The organism is Pseudomonas sp. SYWMCR5 (assembly GCF_057197165.1).
The window spans coordinates 274,534-293,257 of sequence record NZ_JBXUNH010000007.1 but is presented as its reverse complement, the minus strand read 5'-3'; the positions used below and the strand labels follow the sequence as shown (position 1 = coordinate 293,257).

Sequence of the window (18,724 nt, the reverse complement as noted above, 5' to 3'; positions counted from 1 at the left end):
GTTGATTAACAAGGAGTTTTGCGTTCCGTTTGCTGCGGAAGTGGGGCGCATTATAAGGGGATCTGAGAGGGCGTCAAGCGTTAATTTCAAAAAAAACCATAATAATGAAAAGCTTAAGCACGCCGGCCTATCAGACGGGGCACCCGCCGCCACACCGGTGGAACCCGCATCACCATCAACAGTGCCCCTACCCCGGCATAGATAGCCCACTCCTGCAGATCCGAACGCACAATCCACAGGAAATGCAGCAGGCCCAGCCCGAGGATCACATAGACCAGCTTGTGCAGCTTCTTCCAGCGCGCACCGAGCCGTCTCTGGCTATAACGGTTGGAGGTCACCGCCAAGGCCAGCAGCCCCAGGAACGCGAGTACCCCGACGATGATATAGGGCCGCTTGCGCAGCTCGACACCAAGCTGCCCCCAGTCGAGCCCGAGGATGAAGACCATATAGGCCGTCATGTGCAGGACAATATAGGCAAAACACCACAATCCCAGCTGTCGTCGCGCGACGATCCAGCCACCCCACCCCGTCAGGCGCTGCAGAGGGCTCATACCCAGCGTTACCAGCAGGAATACCAGGGCACCAAGCCCCAGCCTGTCTACCAGAATTTTCCCTGGATCCGGCCCGAGCAGGTTCATGGCCGCCTCATACAACCACCAGGCCGGGAACAGACAGCCAATGATGAAGATCGCCAAGCGAAACCAGGGATAACGCATCAGTAGTTCTTCCGCAGGTCGAGACCGCTATAAAGAGATGCAACCTCGTCCTCATAGCCATTGAACATCTGGGTGGTACGAACATTGGGGCTGAACAGGCCGCTGGGCAGCCGCCGCTCACGCGCCTGGCTCCAACGCGGGTGATCGACCTGCGGATTGACGTTGGCATAGAAGCCATACTCGCTCGGCGCCAGCCCCTGCCAGGTGGTCTGCGGCTGCTCGGCCACCAGACTGATACGCACGATCGACTTGATGCTCTTGAACCCATACTTCCACGGCACTACCAGACGCAGCGGCGCACCGTTCTGATTGGGCAACTCGCGCCCATACATGCCCACCGCCATGATAGCCAGCGGATTCATCGCCTCATCCAGGCGCAATCCTTCCACGTAGGGCCAGTCGATCAGCGCAAAGCCCGAGCGCTGACCCGGCATGCTCTTGGGATCCTGCAGCGTTTCGAAACGAACATAACGAGCCTTCGAAGTCGGCTCGACCTGCTTGAGTACCTCAGACAGCGGAAAGCCCAGCCAGGGAATGACCATCGACCAGGCCTCGACGCAACGCAGCCGGTAGATACGCTCCTCAAGCTGCAGGGGCTTGACGAAGTCTTCCAGCGCGTAGCGCCCGGGCTTGCCCACCTCGCCATCGACCACCACGCTCCAGGGCTCGGTCTTGAGACTGCCGGCATTGGCCGCCGGATCCCCCTTGTCGGGCCCGAACTCGTAGAAGTTGTTGTAGTGGGTAGCATCCTTGAATGGCGTGATTGCCTCATCCTTGACCGTCACGGCTTGCCAGCGCGTCGCACCGAGCTTGTCCTTGAACCAGCCAGGCGTCGAACCCGCCTCCACGTCGGCATAGCGCGAAGGTTCGGCGGCCTGGCCGAGCACAGGCAAAGCGCCCAACGCAAACCCGGCTAGAGAGGCACCCAATACAGAGCGGCGAGAGAAATAGACACTTTCAGGGGTAACGTCCGATTCGTTGCAATCGGACGACTTGGGAAGCTTGATGAGCATGGCGGCTCCACAGCACTGGTGGCGGATGTACCAGTAAGACTATGGAGCCGGAGAGTTATTCCAGCATTAAATCTTTTTTCAGACTTTGCGACGACGACCGCGCAGCAAGTACTGCACTGGGCCTGAAACCGCATAGCCGAGGAAGATCAGCAGCAGAATCCGTGGTGGATCGCTGAACACCACGGCGAACACCAGCACCACGGCCAGAATCGCAACAAAGGGTACGCGCCCCTTGAGATCCAGCTCCTTGAAGCTGTTGTACTTGATGTTGCTGACCATCAGCATGCCTGCAGCAGCCACCAGCAGCGCCACCAGGAACGACAGTTTTGAACCCTGGATACCGTAATCGCTGAAGGCCCACACGGTACCGGCGACCACACCTGCCGCGGCCGGGCTGGCCAGACCGATGAAGTAGCGCTTGTCGGCGGTGCCGACCTGAGTGTTGAAACGCGCCAGACGCAACGCGGCACCGGCCACATAGATGAAGGCGACCATCCAGCCGACCTTGCCCATGTCGCCCAGCGCCCAGCCAAAGGCCAGTAACGCAGGCGCCACACCGAAGGCAACCATGTCCGACAACGAGTCGTACTCGGCACCGAAGGCGCTTTGCGTGTTGGTCATCCGCGCCACACGGCCATCGAGGCTGTCCAGGACCATGGCGACGAAGATGGCGATCGCAGCGAAGGCGAAGTACTTGCTCGCCTCGCGCGGATCACCCGCGCTCAGGGCGCTCTGCGCACTGATGGAGTTGATGATCGAGTAGAAACCGGCGAACAGGTTAGCGGTGGTGAAGAGGTTGGGCAGCAGGTAGATACCGCGATGCCGGACCTTGCGCCCTTCGGCGTCGTGACCTTCCTCAACATGCTCATCGACAGGTAGCAGGCTTTCGGCGTCGGAGGGCTTGTTCGGCTCTTCGGGACGTTCGCTCATGAAATGCACCTTGCAACTGGGTGGAATAAGTTCGACAGAGGCCGGCGAAACAGGTTCTAACGGCAGGCCTCTGGTCGCTTTATACCAGAAGCTGACTGCCTAAACGAAAAAACGCGGCCGAAGCCGCGTTTTTAATCTATCGAGGCAAGACTCAGTTCTTGGTCTTGTCGACGATCTTGTTGGCCGAGATCCACGGCATCATCGAGCGCAGTTGCTCGCCGATGATTTCGATGCCGTGGGCGGCGTTGTTACGACGCTTGGCGGTCATCGAAGGATAGTTGGTAGCACCTTCGCTGATGAACATCTTCGCGTATTCGCCGTCCTGGATGCGCTTCAGAGCGTTGCGCATGGCCTTGCGGGATTCTTCGTTGATGACCTCAGGACCGGTCACGTACTCACCGTACTCGGCGTTGTTGGAGATCGAGTAGTTCATGTTGGCGATGCCGCCTTCGTACATGAGGTCAACGATCAGCTTCAGCTCGTGCAGGCACTCGAAGTAGGCCATTTCAGGCGCGTAGCCTGCTTCGACCAGAGTTTCGAAGCCAGCCTTGACCAGCTCTACGGTACCGCCGCACAGAACGGCCTGCTCGCCGAACAGGTCGGTTTCGGTCTCGTCCTTGAAGGTGGTTTCGATGATGCCGGTACGGCCACCGCCGACGCCAGCAGCGTACGACAGTGCGACGTTCTTGGCGTTGCCCGAAGCGTCCTGGTAGACCGCGATCAGGTCAGGAATGCCGCCACCCTTGACGAACTCGGAGCGCACGGTGTGGCCCGGAGCCTTCGGCGCGATCATGATCACGTCGAGGTCGCCGCGGGGAACGACCTGGTTGTAGTGGATCGAGAAGCCGTGGGAGAAGGCCAGGGTGGCGCCTTTCTTGATGTTCGGCTCGATCTCGGTCTTGTACAGGGTGCCCTGGAATTCGTCCGGGGTCAGGATCATGACAAGGTCGGCAGCAGCGACGGCGGTAGCGACGTCAGCGACTTTCAGGCCATGGGCTTCTGCCTTGGCAACGGTGGCCGAACCTTTACGCAGACCGACGGTAACGTCTACACCGGAGTCTTTCAGGTTGCACGCCTGGGCGTGACCCTGGGAGCCGTAACCGATGATGGCGACTTTCTTGCCCTGGATGATGGAGAGGTCGCAGTCTTTGTCGTAGAACACTTTCATGGAAATACCCCTGGTTATATCTCGGCCCCGCAGGACCTTCGCTAATTGGTGAAGTTAGATGCTGAGTACTTTGTCGCCACGGGCAATGCCGGTGACGCCGCTGCGCACGGTTTCGAGAATCGAAGCGGTGCCGATCGCCTGGATGAAGCTGTCCAGCTTATCGCTGGTGCCGCTCAGTTGCACGGTATACACACTGGCGGTGACATCGACGATCTGCCCACGGAAAATATCCGTGGTGCGCTTGATTTCGGCGCGCTGGGCGCCGGTAGCCTTGACCTTTACCAGCATCAGTTCGCGCTCGATATGGGCGCTCTCCGACAGGTCGACCAGCTTGACCACCTCTACCAGCTTGTTCAGGTTCTTGGTGATCTGCTCGATCACTTCGTCATGACCCACGGTGGTGAGGGTGAGGCGCGACAGGGTCGGGTCCTCGGTTGGTGCAACCGTCAGGCTTTCGATGTTGTAGTTGCGCTGGGAGAACAGACCGACCACGCGCGACAAGGCACCAGGTTCGTTTTCCAGCAGCAGGGAAATGATGTGCCGCATATCAGGTACGCTCCGTCTTGCTCAGCCACATGTCACGCATCGAGCCGTCCTTGATCTGCATCGGGTAGACGTGCTCGGTCCGGTCGACCGCGATGTCGATGAACACCAGGCGGTCCTTCATCGCAAAGGCCTCTTCCAGTTTCGGCTTGAGGTCTTTGAGGCTGGTGATGCGGATACCCACATGGCCATAGGCCTCGGCCAGCTTGATGAAGTCAGGCAGCGACTCGACGTACGAGTGCGAGTGACGACCGTTGTAGGACATGTCCTGCCATTGGCGAACCATGCCCAGCACCCCGTTGTTCAGGTTGACGATCTTCACCGGCAGGCCGTACTGCATGCAGGTGGACAGCTCCTGGATGTTCATCTGGATGCTGCCTTCGCCAGTGACACAAGCCACGTCCTGGTCCGGGAAATTGAGCTTGACGCCCATGGCTGCCGGGAAACCGAAGCCCATGGTGCCCAGGCCGCCGGAGTTGATCCAGCGATTGGGTTTGTTGAAGCGGTAGTACTGCGCCGCGAACATCTGATGCTGACCTACGTCGGAGGTGACGAAGGCGTCGCCATTGGTCACTTCGCACAAGGTCTCGATGACCTGCTGAGGCTTGATGACACTGCCGTCGCCCTTGTCGTAAGGGAACAGGCCGCGGTCACCGCGCCACTCATCGATCTGCTTCCACCAGGCATCGAGGGCCGCCTTTTCAGGCTTCTCGCCGATTTCCCTGAAGATGGCCAGCATCTCGCTGAGCACGCTCTCGACCGGCCCCACGATCGGCACGTCGGCCTTGATCATCTTCGAGATCGACGCAGGGTCGATGTCGATGTGGATGATCTTGGCGTTCGGGCAGAACTTGGCCGGGCCGTTGACCACACGGTCGTCGAAGCGCGCGCCAACAGCAAGGATCACGTCGGCATTGTGCATCGCCAGGTTGGCGGTGTAGCTGCCGTGCATGCCCAGCATGCCGAGGAACTGGCGATCGGTACCTGGGAAGCCGCCCAACCCCATCAGGGTGTTGGTGACCGGCAGGTTCAAGGACTTGGCGATTTCGGTCAGGGCTTCGGAGCCACCACCGAGAATCACGCCGCCGCCGGAGTAGACGATCGGACGCTTGGCGGCCAGGAGCATCTCGGCGGCCTTGCGGATCTGGCCGGAGTGGCCACGGACCGCAGGGCTGTAGGAGCGCAGCTTGACCTTTTTCGGGTAGACGTACTCGAACTTCTCGGCCGGGTTGGTCATGTCTTTTGGAATGTCGACCACGACTGGACCTGGGCGACCGGATTGCGCCAGGTAGAACGCTTTTTTCAGAACTTCCGGGATCTCGGTCGGGTTCTTGATCATGAAGCTGTGCTTCACGATCGGCCGGGAGATCCCGATCATGTCGGTTTCCTGGAAGGCATCGGTGCCGACCATGGTGCTGGGCACCTGGCCAGACAGGATGACCATCGGGATGGAATCCATGTAGGCGGTGGCGATACCGGTAATGGCGTTGGTCGCACCGGGACCGGAGGTCACCAGGACCACGCCAGCCTTGCCGGTGGCACGGGCATAACCGTCTGCCATGTGCGTGGCAGCCTGCTCATGACGAACCAGGATGTGCTGGACTTCCGGTTCCTTGAACAGGGCATCGTAAACATGAAGGAGAGCACCACCAGGGTACCCGTAAATGTGCTTAACGCCTTCGTCACGCAAGAAGCGGACGACCATCTCAGCGCCAGATAAAAGCTCCACGTTGTTCACCTCTAAAACGCCAGAATACCGCCCCATCCGGGCGGGTCTTAATAGGTTTACTGCCAAGCAGAGCATGAGCGAACGTCAGCACTGACTGAGCAAGTATTGGGAGCGCCCCAGAGTGTTGCGGGGTTTTCCCACCCAGCGCGAGGTAACGCGTTGCGGGGTGTAGCGAGTCGGCGCGGGTGTGCGCCTCATGATCTGCCTAGCGGGTCTGCTTCTGGCAGTCCCCCTACAGCGGAAACTGGATTCTTCTGATTCGCCGCCCTCAAGTCAAGAAAAATTATTGCCAATTTTTCCCTGAGATGAATTCCTACCACCACGAAAAACGACGCCAGCAGCAGGAAAGCAAAGATTTCCATAAAAAAGGGCCACAATCTGCGGCCCTTGAAGGAAAAAGAGAAGAAATCAGGCTCAAGCAGCGATCAATTGATCGAATGCTGCCAGCAGGCGCCGCAGTTCGCGGCTTTCTTCCGGACGGTCGGTGAATACCGTCTCGGCCATGACCAGGATCCCCGATGCATTAGGCAAAGGGTGACCATGCTCAAGAATAAGCTTCATGCGCGGTAGGAAAATCCACTGCAGCCACTGTTCGAACGAAAGCGTATCGACCGCGAACGGCACGGTGCTGGCCAGGGCGCTTGCGCTGGGTGGCTCATGGTCCCACCAGCCACGGACCTGAAGCTCGCGCTCGATCAGCAGCAGGTGGTCGGCAATATCGAGAATGCGCTGTTCCATCACGACGCGGTCCGCGCCTTCTGCCGTGCCAGGGCGGCGCCGGCACTGTCACCCTGTTTCTCGCGAGCCTGGGCGATGATGTTCCACAGTTCGGCCTGCAGATCAGGACGACCGTTGGCATACGTCAGTGCCCGGCGGGCGAGTTGCTCGGATTGTGCAGCATCCCCTTGCGACAGACGCACCTGAGCCAGGCGGAACAGCACCTGCGGCTCACGCGGTGCGATGCGCTGGGCGCGCTCCAGGCTGGACGAAGCACCGTTGAGGTCGCCACTGCCCTGCTGCTGCTGGGCGGTGGTCAGCAATGCCAGGACTGGACCGTCCAGTTGCTCATCGGCGGACAACCCGCCGCCGTTGCTGCGTGGGATACCGGTAGGCGCACGCGTGGCAGCGGCCGGCGCACTGTTCATCGACGCGATGTCGAAAGGTTCATCACCTGCCGGATTGGGGTTGGTGGTGATCGGGCCGCTGCTGATCGGCCCTGGGGTGATCGGCCCGGTGCTCAGCGGTGCAGAACCGGTTTGCGCCGGGAAGGTCTGGATCGGCGATGCACCCGCGCCCTGCGGGATCATCACCGTGACCCCGGAATCTTCAGGCAGGGACTGGGCCTGGGACGTACCATTGCTGCCGGAGTAGACCGGCGCGCCACGGTTGGCCGTGACACGCTCGCTGTTCGAGACCCGTGTACTCGAATCGACCACCGGAATGGCGCCACGCGGGACGCTGGCGCAGCCGTGCAGCACGGCCAGCGCCGTCAAGGCAGGAAACCACCACTTGTTCACTTCACACCCTCTTCAATACAGGCCGCTCAATTCATCCAGCCCTTGACCCAGTCCATGACCGACTCGGCAGGATTCTGCTCGCCACCGCAGGCAGTACCGGCAGGCGGTTCGCTCCCACGAATATACGGCATCTGCACCGCTCCCGGACAGCTAGCGTCGGAGCCCTGGGCGCTGTGCGGATCGATCCAGGCCTTCACCACGTTATCCGGCTGCGGCATGTCCAGCGGCAGCGGGTCAGCCTTGCGCATGAAGCTGGTCCAGACCTGCAATGCACCGGTAGCACCGGTGAATGGGGTCTTGCCGTTGTCGTCGCGGCCGAGCCAGACCACTGCCAGCAGGTCCTGGCTGAAGCCTGAGAACCAACTGTCGCGCGAGTCGTTGCTGGTACCGGTCTTGCCCGCCAACGTCAGATTGTTCGGCAGCACGTTGTACACCGAGCGACCTGTACCCTCGCGCATTACCCGCTGCATGGCGTTCTGCACCAGGTAGATCGCACCCGGGTCGAAGGTCTGCTGGATCTGGAACGGGTAGCGCTTGAGCGGCTCGCCTTCGGCGGTCAGCACGCTGCGAATCCCGCGCATCGGTGTATTGAAGCCGCCATTGGCGATGGTCTGGTACATGGTCGCGACCTGCATCGGCGACATGCCGCCAGCGCCCAGCAGCATCGACGGGAACGCCGGCCAGTCGACCTTGACACCCAGCCGGCCGATGGTCTTGATGACGTTGGGCACGCCCACCTCAAGGCCCAGCTTGGCGGTGGAAAGGTTGTAGGAGTTGGCCAGCCCCTGATACAGGTAGATAGTGCCGTGGGAGCGCCGGTCGTAGTTCTGCGGGCGCCATACCTGGCCATCGGCGCCCTTGACCGAAAACGGTTCGTCCTGCACCCAACTGGTCAGGGTGTACTTGCTCGGCTGCTCCAGCGCCGTCAGGTAGACCGCCGGCTTGACCAGCGAACCGATCGGCCTGACCGCGTCGATGGCGCGGTTGAAGCCGGCGAAGCCCGACTGACGGCTGCCGATCAGCGCCTGCACTTCGCCGGTTTCCGGGTTGGTCACCACCATCGCCGACTCGACCTCGTCGGCGCCCTTGCGGCCGGCCAGGCGCTTGAAGGTTTCACTCATCGCGGTTTCGGCCTTCATCTGCAGGATCGGGTCGAAACTGGTGAAGATGCGCAAGCCTTCTTCGGTCAGGTCTTCGTCGCGATAGTCCTGGCGTAGTTGGCGCTTGACCAGGTCGAGGAAGGCCGGGAAGGAGCTGTCGGCCAGGCTGCCGCGCTTGGTCACGCCCAGTGGCATCTTCTTCGCCGCATCGACCACTTCCTGGCTGGCCACGCCCTGCTCGGCGAGCAGGTCGAGCACCAGGTTGCGCCGTTGCAGAGCGCGCTCAGGGTAGCGGCGCGGGTTGTAGTAGGACGGTCCCTTGACCATGCCCACCAGCAGGGCAATCTGGTGCAGCTTGAGCTCCGACAGCGGCTGGCTGAAGAAGAACTGGCTGGCCAGGCCGAAACCATGCACCGCGCGCTGGCCGTCCTGACCGACGAAGACTTCGTTCAGATAGGCTTCGAGAATCTCGCGCTTGTCGTAGTGCATTTCCAGCAGCACGGCCATCATCGCTTCGGTCAGCTTGCGGCTGAGGCTGCGTTCGTTGGTCAGGAAGAAATTCTTCACCAACTGTTGCGTGAGCGTACTGCCGCCCTGGCGCATGGCCCCGGACGAGGTGTTGACCCACACTGCCCGCGCGATCGACTTGGGCGAAACACCGAAGTGGCTGTAGAAATCGCGGTCTTCGGTGGCGATCAAGGTTTCCAGCAGGTATGGCGGCACCTGGTCGATGTTGATCAGGATGCGGTCTTCGAGATTCTTCGGGTAGATACCACCGATCATCAGCGGCTCCAGGCGAACCACGTCGAGCTTGCCACCGTTGGCCCCCGCCAGCCCGGCGACATAGTCGCCGGAGAAGCGTACACGCACGAACTGCGCAGGCTCCATGCCCTCGTAGAACTGGAAGCCGCGGGTATTCAGATCGACATTGCCACCGTTGACCGAGGCCTCGCCCGGACCATTGGCCGTTGCCTCGCGACGGTAGCCCAGGGCATCGAGCTCGGTGAGGAAATCATCCTTGCTCAGCTTCTGGCCGACGAACAGCTCCAGCGGCCGGGCATACACCTTGGCCGGGATGGTCCAGCGCTTGCCAGAGAACTTTTCCTGGACGACGGCATCGAGGTAGACCGCAAAGCCGGCGATCACCACCAGACCGACCAGACTGAGCTTGAGTGCCCAGCCCAGCCAGGCGCGGGAGCGGCTGGGCGGACGTTTCTTGGGGGTTCGGGAATTTCGGGTACGAGTCATGGCGGCGGATTATACGCACTTTGCAAAGGCAGGGGACGCCCTCAGGCGGTAGGCAGGGGCGGCTCCATTGACCATAATGTCGCCTCCGAATTCCCTTACCCCGGAAGGATCTCCGTGAGCCAAGCCCTGATCAGCGCGCTGCAGAACCCCGCCCTCTACCCCCACGCCGTAGAAGGCTTCCAGCTCATCGAGACACACATCTCCTGGGTTCTGCTCACTGGCGAATATGCCTACAAGATAAAGAAACCAATGAATTTCGGTTTCCTCGATTTCACTGGCCTGGACCAGCGCCAGCATTTCTGTAACGAAGAATTGCGCTTGAACCAGCGCCTGACCGAGGGCCTGTACCTGGAAGTGCTGCCGATCACCGGCAGTGCCGAAGCACCGCAGCTCGGTGGCGAAGGTGAGCCGATCGAGTTCGCCCTGAAGATGCGTCAGTTCCCCCAAGGGCAGATGCTCAGCACCCTGCAAGCCAACGGTGAGCTGAATGCCGGCCACATTGACCAGATGGCCCGACAGATCGCCGAGTTCCACCTGCAAGCGCCGAAAGTGCCAGTCGAGCACGCGCTGGGCACCCCAGAAGCGGTAATGGCGCCGGTGGAGCAGAATTTCGAGCAGATCCGCCCATTCCTCACCGACAAGGCCGACCTGCAGCAACTGGATAACCTGCAAGCCTGGGCCCAGGACAGCTTCAAGCGCCTGCATGGCCTGCTCGAGGCGCGCAAGGCCAATGGCTTCATCCGCGAATGCCACGGCGATATCCACCTGGGCAACGCCACCCTGATCGACGGCAAGGTGGTGATCTTCGACTGCATCGAGTTCAACGAGCCGTTCCGCCTGACCGATGTGTACGCCGATACCGCATTCCTGGCCATGGACCTGGAAGACCGCGGCCTCAAGTGCCTGGCCCGGCGCTTCGTCAGCCAGTACCTGGAACTGACCGGCGACTACGAAGGCCTGGAACTGCTGAATTTCTACAAGGCCTACCGCGCCCTGGTACGCGCCAAGGTTGCCCTGTTCAGCCTGTCGCCCGATGCCGACGGCGTGCAGCGCGCCACGACCCTGCGCACCTATCGCAACTACGCCAACCTGGCAGAGAGCTACAGCGCCATCCCCTCGCGCCTGCTGGCCATCACCCATGGCGTGTCCGCCGTCGGCAAGAGCCATGTGGCGATGCGCCTGGTCGAGTCGCTGGGGGCAATCCGCGTACGTTCGGATGTCGAGCGCAAGCGGCTGTACGGCGAGCAGCAGGCGCAGAACTCCGGCCAACTGCAAGCGGGCATCTATGACCAGGACGCAAGCACTGCCACCTACAAGCGCCTGAACGAGCTGGCAGCGACCATCCTGCGCGCCGGTTTCCCTGTCGTGCTCGATGCCACCTATCTCAAGCGCGAGCAGCGCAAGGCCGCAGCGGAAGTGGCCAACAGCACTGGTGTCCCCTTCCTGATCCTCGACTGCCAGGCGCCCGAAGCGGTCATCATCAGCTGGCTGGAGCAGCGTCAGACAGAAAATGTCGATCCGTCCGACGCCACCCTGGAAGTGGTAAAGGCCCAGCAAGCCAACCGCGACCCACTGGACGAAGAGGAGGCCGCGCATGGCAAGCGCGTCGACACCCATGAAAGCGCCAGCATGGACCAACTCATCGAGCAGATCCGCCAGCGCCTGCCCGGTCTCTGACCTGCAAGGCGTGAACCAGTCCACAGTTCGCGCCTGATCTTCGGCGCCACCTCAGTGATGGCATTACAATATCATCACACCCCTGAGGAGGCGCCGTCATGAACCAGCCACGGCAGTTGGACAACGCCCTGTACACCCTGGTGCGCGATGAACAGATCGCCACCTTCAACCGCGAGAAGCCAGTCGACGGCGCCATTGATTTTCGCGGTGGTGACTTCCGGGGCCTTGACCTGCGCAACCTCGATGTACGCGGCATCGATTTCACCGACGCCTACTTTCATGCTGCCGACCTGCGTGGGCTGGATCTGCGCGAAACGGGCATGGAAGGCGCCAGCATCTCCCACGCACAGATCTCCGGGACCTATTTCCCGGGCGACCTGAGCGCTGACGAAATCCTCATGTCCCTGAAGTTCGGTACGCGCATGCGTTATCGTCCGAAAGGCTAAGCCTGACATTTCTGGACACAGCATCCCGTCGCCCGCACATGGCAAAAGGCCGCGTATTCGCCCAGCCCCGCTACACTCCTCTCTGACCTGCTCGCGATTTATCCACAGACCCGTTCGGCCATCGCAAGGAGGCTCGATGAACGATGAGTTGCAGCATCTGAAGAATCTAGGCAAGACCTCTGCGCAATGGTTGCATGCCGCTGGTATCCACAGCGCTTCGGATTTGCGCCGCCTGGGCGCGGTCGGGGCTTACCAGGCCGTGAGGACGCGGGGCTTCCGCGCTTCGAAAGTGTTGTTGTACGCCATCGAGGGCGCACTGCTGGATATGCACTGGAACGATCTGCCCGCCGAACGCAAGCAGGCACTGAACCAGCAACTGGATGCCAAGACCCCGCCGCAAAAAAAAGCAGAATAATCGAAGAAAGGGTATTGACCACTAAATGAGAATCGTTATGATTATCACAACTGGTCGCGAGACTGGTTGGATAAACTGAAAGCCCCTGGTTCGGACTCTCAGATTATCTCCTCATCAGGCTAATCACGGTTATTGACCCGGCAATTTGCCGGGTCTTTTTTTGCCTGCAAATCGGGAAGCTGCCCGTGGTAACTACCCACCGCGCAACTGGGCACAGTAATCCTGCTCAGGCAGCGCCGCGGTGTACCACACATAGTCCGCCATTCCTGCCTCGACCTTCTGCCCGACTTCGGCCAGCAGCAGCACGCGGGTTTCGCCCTGCGCCTGCAGATCAGCCAGATGCAGCGGCACACCCAGGTCCTTGCGCGCGTGATAGGCGCCGGCCAGCAAAAGTGCAGGCTGCGGTGCCGCCAGCAGGCGCTCGGCCATATGTCGGTCCCTTTGCTGCTGGATGACCAACATGGCTGGCAACTGGCTTTCCGGCAGCAACCCACAATGGCCCTCACGCACCTGCTCGAGCAAGGCAGCCTTTACCTGCGGTGCATTCGACCGCACGCCAGTCAGGACGAGCTGTCGGCGATAGGCATCACGCATTGCTTCGGGGCTCAGGTCGCCAGCCAGCAAAACCCCAGGGCCTTTCAGGGCTTCAAGCACGATCGGCGCGTACATCTGCCAATCCCAACCCTTCTGCCAGTCCAGCGCTGTGGCCAAGTCGCTCGGTAGCTGCGCCTGACGCTGCACCTTGTCGATCAGGGGCTGCTGCGCAGGCTGGAGCATCTCCAGCACCACGCTGCCTTGTGGCCTGACGGCCTGCAAGGCCTGCAGCAGCCAACGCTGCAGCGCATGGTGATCGGGGTTATCGTGTTTTTCACCGACCAGTATTCGCGGCATATCGCTCAGCGCCCGAATCAGCTCATCGGGCGTCAGGACACGGCCACTGGGCAACGCCTGTATCTGGCCGAGCGTCGGCTCGTTCAACCCTTGGCTGCTCTGCCAGGCCGGCAACGCTGGCAGCGCAGGCCGATGCACCTGGCAACCCGTTATGGTCAAGAACACCCCCATCGACAGGCCGAACAGCAAGGGATAGCGCATCGAAGGCTCCTAGCGGGTGATGATCAGCGGATGGCCGCGCTCCGGATGGGCCTGCACCAGCACATCGATACCGAATACTGCCTTGAGCGCCTGTGGCGTCAGCACCCGGGCCGGTGTGTCGAGCGCGTGGCTGCGACCCTGTTCCAGCAGCAGAATAGCGTCACAGTAGCGCGCGGCAAGGTTCAGGTCGTGCAGGATCACCAGCACCGCTGCGCCGCGGTCGGCAAAACTGCGCACCGCCTGCAACGTGGTGTGCTGGTGCAGCGGATCGAGGGCCGAGGTCGGCTCATCGAGCAGCAACGTCGCCCCCTCCTCTCCTGGCCACAGTTGCGCCAGCACCCGGGCCAGATGAACACGCTGACGCTCGCCGCCGGACAGCGCGAGGTAACTGCGTTCGACCAGGTGCCAGGCATCGGCCGCCTTCAGCGCCGCCTCGACGATCTCCCGGTCGCGCTGCTGGCCACTGCCGTGGGGCAAACGGCCCAGGCCCACCACCTCTTCGACACTGAAGGCAAAGCCCAGGCTGGACACCTGCGGCAACACTGCCAGGCGTCGCGCACGCTCCTGCCCCGGCCAGTGCGCCAGCGCTCGCCCCTGCAGCAGGACGTGCCCCTGGCTCGGCGCCAGTTCGCCACACAATGCCCCCAGCAAGCTGCTCTTGCCCGCCCCGTTGGGGCCGAGCACGCCCAGCACCTGCCCAGGCCGCAGGTGCAGGTCGATACCGTGCAGCACCTCGGTGCTGCCGCGCTTGAGCGACAAGCCTTTGACTTCGAGCATCAGCGCCCCCTCCTGACCAGCAGGAACAGGAAGAACGGAGCGCCAATGAAGGCCGTCACGATCCCGATCGGCAGCTCCGCCGGCGCCAACGCCAAGCGAGCCACCAGATCAGCGAACAGCAGCAGGGTTCCCCCCGCCAGCAATGACGCGGGCAACAACACGCGATGATCAGGCCCCGCAACCAGACGCACCAAGTGCGGAACCACCAGACCAATGAAGCCGATCAGGCCCGCAGCCGCCACTGCTGCGCCGACACCCAGGGCAGTGCAGAACACCAGTTCACGCTTGAGCCCTTCTACATCGATACCCAGGTGACGCGCCTCCGACTCGCCCAGCAACAACGCGTTCAGCGCCTGCGCCCGGCGCGGCAGCCACAAGGTTACCCCCAGCGCCACCAGCAACAGTGGCCACAGGCGCTCATAGCTGGCGCCGTTGAGGCTGCCCAGGTTCCAGAACGTCAGAGTGCGCAAGGTGGCGTCGTCGGCCAGGTAGGTGAACAGCCCGACCGCCGAGCCGCCGAGGGCGGTCATGGCGATACCGGCCAGCAGCATGGTGGCCACGTCGGTCTGACCATTGCGCCGCCCCAGGCGATAGACCAATGCCGTAACACCAAGCCCGCCGATGAAGGCACAGAGCGACAGCAGATAGGGTGCGAACCACTCCGGTATGCCCCCAAGCCAGGCGCCGCCGACGATGGCGACTGCAGCGCCGAGCGCCGCGCCGCTCGCAACCCCGACCAGGCCAGGATCGGCCAGCGGGTTGCGAAACAGCCCCTGCATGGCCACACCGGACAGCGCCAGCACCGCACCGACGGCCAGCCCCAGGAGCGTGCGCGGCAGGCGGATCTGCCCAAGAATCAGCTCAGCCTGCTCAAGCCCCGTCCGGTCGATGGGCATCCCCAGCAGCCGCAATCCGGCGCGCAGGATATCGGTCAGCGGCAAGCTGACCGGCCCCAGCGCCAACGACAGCCACACCGCCAGCAGGCACAGGAATGTCAGGCAGATGAACAGCGTACGCGGCTGGACCCGCTGCTTCATTGGTTGAGGCTGGCCTTGGCTGCGGGATAGAAGGCGCCGGCCAGCTCATGCAAGGTGGCCGGCAGCCGCGGGCCGAGGCCACCGACCAACAGCGTCGGATCGAGTGACACCAGGCGCTTGTCGCGTACCGCACGCGAAGCGGCCAGCGCCGGATTTTCCTTGAGCAGCGCCTTGAGCGCCTGCTCGCCGTCCAGTGCTCGGTCGGAAAACACCACCACGTCCGGATCCAGCGCGGCCAGCGCTTCGACAGAGAAGTTCTTGTACCCCTGGTGATCCGCCAGGTTGCGCGCCCCAGCCTGACGCAACAGCCAGTCGCCCGAGGTGCCCTGCCCTGCGATCAATGGCTTGGCACCGGCATGACCGACCAGCAGCAACACACCTGGAGCCTTCTGACCGGCCTGGGCCTGCTTGATCTTTGCGTGCAGCGCATCGAGCTGCTGGTGGTAGCGAGTGCTCAGCTCACTGGCTTTTTGCTGCGCACCGAGCAGCTCGCCCAGGTGCTTGAGGTTCTGGTCCACTGCCGCCAGGTCGGCCTCACTGGAGAACAGCTCGACACGCACCCCCGCCCCGCGTACCTGCGCCAGCACCGGTGGCGGCCCCATTTCCTCGGTGCCGACCAGCACATCCGGGCGCAGGCTGAGGATACCCTCGGCTGACAGTTGACGCTGGTAGCCGATGCTCGGCAGTGCCTTGAGCGACTGCGGGTGCTGGCTGGTGGTATCGACGCCGACCAACCGCGCCTCGCCGCCCAGGGCACTGATCCATTCGCTCAGTGCCCCACCGGCGCTGACCCAGCGCTGCGGCAGGTCGGCGGCCAGCAACGGGGAGGAAAGGACAAGACCGGCGCACAAGGCGATCAGGGCAACAGGACGGCGCATCATCGGGTTCCTTTGCAGAAGGCGGCCAGACACCTTGTGGCACCTGACGGAACTGCGCACCATGGACGGGCTGGCGCAGTGGATGCGGGCAATTTGATAATTATTCGCATTGAAGCGTCAAGCCACCATTGGTTTCAAGAGTCTTATCTGCAATGCATTTCCTCTGCTCCTCCCAAGCCCTCGCCGAAGGCTGCAGCCGCGCCTTCAGCGTAGCTGGTGAAACGCTGTTCGGCGTGCGCCGCCAGGGCCGGGTGTACCTGTACCGCAACCATTGCCCGCATCGCGGCATCACGCTGAACTGGGCACCGGACAGCTTTCTCGATGACAGCGCCAGCCTGATTCATTGCGCCCATCATGGCGCGCTGTTCCTGATCGAATCCGGCGAATGCGTGTCGGGCCCCTGCGAGGGCGAGTCGTTGCAGGCCCTGGACTGCCACGAAGACAGCCAGGGCATCTGGCTCAAGGGTTGAGCAATACCGGCAGGCGGCGATCGATGATGATCTGCTCGGCATCAAGGCGCGCACCATAGGCCAGCACCTCGACACCATCGGCCACCGCATCGCGCAGTGCCTGGGCATAACCAGGGTCGATCTCTTCGGCCGGGCGTACCGCCTCGATGCCGGTGAGGTTGACGCAATACAGCTGCACGGCGCGAACACCCTGGCGGGCCAATGCAGCGAGCTCGCGCAGGTGCTTGGCGCCGCGTTGGGTCACCGCGTCAGGGAAGGCCGCCACCGCGGTGTCGGGATAGCCCAGGGTCACGCTCTTGACCTCGACATAGGCCGGGCCCTCGGCGAACTCCAGGCGAAAATCCACGCGACTGCGCTCCTCGCCATAGGCCACTTCACGCTTGAGCGCGGCGAACCCGGCCAGCTCGGTGATCACGCCAGCGCGCAGGGCTTCCTCGACCAGGGCATTGGCCCTGCCGGTATTGACGCAGGCCAGGCGACCCTGAGGCGTTTCACTGATCTCCCAGGTGCCCGCCAGCTTGCGCTTGGGATCGTTGGAACGACTGAACCAGACCTGCCCGCCGTCGCGCATGCAATTGAGCATGGAGCCGGTATTCGGGCAATGGATGGTCATCTGTTCGCCATTGGCCAGCTCGATGTCGGCCAGGAAGCGTTTGTAGCGGCGCAGCAGACGCGCTCGCTCGAGTTCGGGAAGGAAACGCATCAGGGTTGCCAGCTCCGCAGGCCACGGGCAATGCGCTGCACCGCCTCTTCCAGGCGCGGCAGGCTCTGGGTGTAGGCGAAGCGCACGTGATGCCCGGCCTGGTGGCGGCCGAAGTCCAGCCCGGGCGTGAAGGCCAGATGCTCGGTTTCCAGGAAATGTCGACAGAAAGCGAAGGCATCGCCGCCGAAAGCACTGATGTCGGCGTATAGATAGAAGGCGCCCTGCGGCTCCACGGCAATGCCGAAACCGAGCTCGCGCAAGGCGGGCAGCAGGTAGTCGCGACGCCGGGCGAACTCGGCGCGGCGTTCCTCGAAGATGGCCAGGGTGCCGGGCTCGAAGCACGCCAGCGCAGCATGCTGGGCCATGCTCGGCGCACTGATGTAGAGGTTCTGCGCCAGCTTTTCCAGGTCGGCCACGGCCGAAGGCGGTGCGACCAGCCAGCCGAGACGCCAGCCGGTCATTCCGAAATACTTGGAAAAACTATTCAGGACGAAGGCGTCATCGTCCACCTCCAGCACGCTCGGCGCATCCATACCGTAGGTCAGGCCATGATAGATCTCGTCCACCACCAGATGCCCGTGATGCTCACGGGTGGCCCGGGACAGGCTGGCCAGGGCCTCGCGGTCGAGCACGGTGCCGGTCGGGTTGGCGGGCGAAGCCACCAGCGCACCGACGGTATCCTTGTCCCAGTGCCGGTCGACCAGGTCGGCGGTGAGCTGGTAATTCACCTCCGGCCCTACTGGCACCAACTGCGCGCCGCCTTCGACCAGGCGCAGGAAATGGCGGTTGCACGGGTAGCCTGGGTCGGCCAGCAGCCAGTGCTTGCCCGGATCCACCAGCAGGCTGCTGGCCAGCAGCAGCGCGCCGGAACCGCCAGGCGTCACAAGGATGCGCTCGGGATCCACCGACAGGCCATAACGCTGGCCGTAGAAACCTGCGATCGCCTCGCGCAACGCAGGCAGGCCACGGGCGGCAGTGTAGCGGGTATGCCCTGCAGCGAGCGCGGCCTGCCCGGCTTCGACGATCGGCGCGGCCGTGGTGAAGTCCGGCTCGCCGATCTCCAGGTGGATCACGTCATGGCCTGCCGCCTGCAGCTCGTTGGCACGCGCCAGCAGCGCCATGACATGGAAGGGTTCGATGGCGCGGCTGCGCGCACTGTAGGAGTGGGCCATGACCTTCTCTCAATTGGGTCTAAACTGGTGATTCTACTGTCGAGAAACACCGAACGGGCGACGCAGGTTGCTGTCAATACCTCGGATCGGGCG

19 protein-coding genes are annotated in these 18,724 nt (G+C 62.5%); 4 read left to right on the top strand and 15 right to left on the bottom strand.

Annotation, left to right across the window (positions count from 1 at the left end; translation table 11 throughout):
• Window positions 1-113 precede the first annotated feature (113 nt).
• The 9 genes from msrQ to mrcB all read right to left on the bottom strand — a co-directional run bounded on the left by msrQ (window position 114) and on the right by mrcB (window position 9,964).
• The gene (msrQ, locus tag AC2CGW_RS19600) at window positions 114-716 is read right to left on the bottom strand and encodes a protein-methionine-sulfoxide reductase heme-binding subunit MsrQ (RefSeq protein ID WP_186670381.1); all 603 of its coding nucleotides are present in this window, start codon (window positions 714-716) and stop codon (window positions 114-116) included.
• Window positions 716-1,729 (bottom strand): protein-methionine-sulfoxide reductase catalytic subunit MsrP, encoded by a 1,014-nt coding sequence (msrP, locus tag AC2CGW_RS19595; protein WP_484574463.1) that lies wholly within the window; start codon window positions 1,727-1,729, stop codon window positions 716-718. The genes msrQ and msrP overlap by 1 nt, the downstream gene beginning before the upstream one ends.
• 78 nt (window positions 1,730-1,807) lie before the next feature.
• Window positions 1,808-2,659: a CDP-diacylglycerol--serine O-phosphatidyltransferase gene (gene pssA / locus AC2CGW_RS19590; RefSeq protein ID WP_054892580.1), complete on the bottom strand. Its 852-nt coding sequence runs from the start codon at window positions 2,657-2,659 to the stop codon at window positions 1,808-1,810.
• Between the two features lie 151 nt (window positions 2,660-2,810).
• Window positions 2,811-3,827: a ketol-acid reductoisomerase gene (gene ilvC, locus AC2CGW_RS19585; RefSeq protein ID WP_151926452.1), complete on the bottom strand. Its 1,017-nt coding sequence runs from the start codon at window positions 3,825-3,827 to the stop codon at window positions 2,811-2,813.
• Between the two features lie 54 nt (window positions 3,828-3,881).
• Window positions 3,882-4,373: an acetolactate synthase small subunit gene (gene ilvN / locus AC2CGW_RS19580; RefSeq protein WP_003250040.1), complete on the bottom strand. Its 492-nt coding sequence runs from the start codon at window positions 4,371-4,373 to the stop codon at window positions 3,882-3,884.
• Between the two features lies 1 nt (window position 4,374).
• Window positions 4,375-6,099 (bottom strand): acetolactate synthase 3 large subunit, encoded by a 1,725-nt coding sequence (locus tag AC2CGW_RS19575; protein ID WP_484574462.1) that lies wholly within the window; start codon window positions 6,097-6,099, stop codon window positions 4,375-4,377.
• A 414-nt stretch (window positions 6,100-6,513) separates the two neighbouring features.
• Window positions 6,514-6,840 (bottom strand): YqcC family protein, encoded by a 327-nt coding sequence (locus tag AC2CGW_RS19570; RefSeq protein ID WP_186670385.1) that lies wholly within the window; start codon window positions 6,838-6,840, stop codon window positions 6,514-6,516.
• Window positions 6,837-7,616 (bottom strand): tetratricopeptide repeat protein, encoded by a 780-nt coding sequence (locus AC2CGW_RS19565; protein ID WP_484574461.1) that lies wholly within the window; start codon window positions 7,614-7,616, stop codon window positions 6,837-6,839. Before AC2CGW_RS19565 ends, AC2CGW_RS19570 begins: the two co-directional genes overlap by 4 nt.
• A 26-nt stretch (window positions 7,617-7,642) precedes the next feature.
• Window positions 7,643-9,964: a penicillin-binding protein 1B gene (mrcB, locus tag AC2CGW_RS19560; protein ID WP_186711124.1), complete on the bottom strand. Its 2,322-nt coding sequence runs from the start codon at window positions 9,962-9,964 to the stop codon at window positions 7,643-7,645.
• A 114-nt stretch (window positions 9,965-10,078) separates the two neighbouring features.
• Here mrcB and AC2CGW_RS19555 point away from each other — a divergent pair, with 114 nt between their 5' ends.
• The 3 genes from AC2CGW_RS19555 to AC2CGW_RS19545 all read left to right on the top strand — a co-directional run bounded on the left by AC2CGW_RS19555 (window position 10,079) and on the right by AC2CGW_RS19545 (window position 12,502).
• Window positions 10,079-11,641: a bifunctional aminoglycoside phosphotransferase/ATP-binding protein gene (locus AC2CGW_RS19555; protein ID WP_186720401.1), complete on the top strand. Its 1,563-nt coding sequence runs from the start codon at window positions 10,079-10,081 to the stop codon at window positions 11,639-11,641.
• Window positions 11,642-11,739: 98 nt separating this feature from the next.
• The gene (locus AC2CGW_RS19550; RefSeq protein WP_186670389.1) at window positions 11,740-12,087 is read left to right on the top strand and encodes a pentapeptide repeat-containing protein; all 348 of its coding nucleotides are present in this window, start codon (window positions 11,740-11,742) and stop codon (window positions 12,085-12,087) included.
• Between the two features lie 136 nt (window positions 12,088-12,223).
• A complete protein-coding gene (locus tag AC2CGW_RS19545; RefSeq protein ID WP_186670391.1) occupies window positions 12,224-12,502 on the top strand; it encodes a TfoX/Sxy family protein in 279 nt (92 codons plus the stop codon).
• A gap of 192 nt (window positions 12,503-12,694) precedes the next feature.
• Here AC2CGW_RS19545 and AC2CGW_RS19540 read toward each other — a convergent pair whose 3' ends face one another.
• From AC2CGW_RS19540 to AC2CGW_RS19525, 4 genes are read right to left on the bottom strand one after another with little or no spacing between them, the layout of a single operon-like run.
• Window positions 12,695-13,594 carry a ChaN family lipoprotein gene (locus tag AC2CGW_RS19540; protein ID WP_484574460.1) on the bottom strand — a complete coding sequence of 300 codons (900 nt, stop codon included), beginning with the start codon at window positions 13,592-13,594 and terminating at the stop codon, window positions 12,695-12,697.
• A 9-nt stretch (window positions 13,595-13,603) separates the two neighbouring features.
• Window positions 13,604-14,371: a heme ABC transporter ATP-binding protein gene (locus AC2CGW_RS19535; RefSeq protein WP_186670396.1), complete on the bottom strand. Its 768-nt coding sequence runs from the start codon at window positions 14,369-14,371 to the stop codon at window positions 13,604-13,606.
• On the bottom strand, window positions 14,371-15,354 hold the full coding sequence (locus AC2CGW_RS19530; protein WP_186670416.1) for a FecCD family ABC transporter permease: 984 nt from the start codon (window positions 15,352-15,354) through the stop codon (window positions 14,371-14,373). Before AC2CGW_RS19530 ends, AC2CGW_RS19535 begins: the two co-directional genes overlap by 1 nt.
• A gap of 50 nt (window positions 15,355-15,404) precedes the next feature.
• Window positions 15,405-16,289 (bottom strand): heme/hemin ABC transporter substrate-binding protein, encoded by an 885-nt coding sequence (locus tag AC2CGW_RS19525; protein ID WP_186711121.1) that lies wholly within the window; start codon window positions 16,287-16,289, stop codon window positions 15,405-15,407.
• A gap of 149 nt (window positions 16,290-16,438) precedes the next feature.
• On the opposite strand from AC2CGW_RS19525, the gene AC2CGW_RS19520 reads away from it, so the two are divergent.
• Window positions 16,439-16,756: a Rieske (2Fe-2S) protein gene (locus AC2CGW_RS19520; protein WP_186670400.1), complete on the top strand. Its 318-nt coding sequence runs from the start codon at window positions 16,439-16,441 to the stop codon at window positions 16,754-16,756.
• Here AC2CGW_RS19520 and sfsA read toward each other — a convergent pair.
• Together sfsA and AC2CGW_RS19510 are read right to left on the bottom strand one after the other, a co-directional pair.
• Window positions 16,746-17,459, bottom strand: a complete 714-nt coding sequence (gene sfsA, locus AC2CGW_RS19515) for a DNA/RNA nuclease SfsA (protein ID WP_411383756.1) — start codon at window positions 17,457-17,459, stop codon at window positions 16,746-16,748. The two genes, AC2CGW_RS19520 and sfsA, sit on opposite strands and share 11 nt — an antisense overlap.
• Window positions 17,459-18,631: a pyridoxal phosphate-dependent aminotransferase gene (locus AC2CGW_RS19510; RefSeq protein ID WP_186670404.1), complete on the bottom strand. Its 1,173-nt coding sequence runs from the start codon at window positions 18,629-18,631 to the stop codon at window positions 17,459-17,461. Before AC2CGW_RS19510 ends, sfsA begins: the two co-directional genes overlap by 1 nt.
• Between the last annotated feature and the right edge of the window lie 93 nt (window positions 18,632-18,724).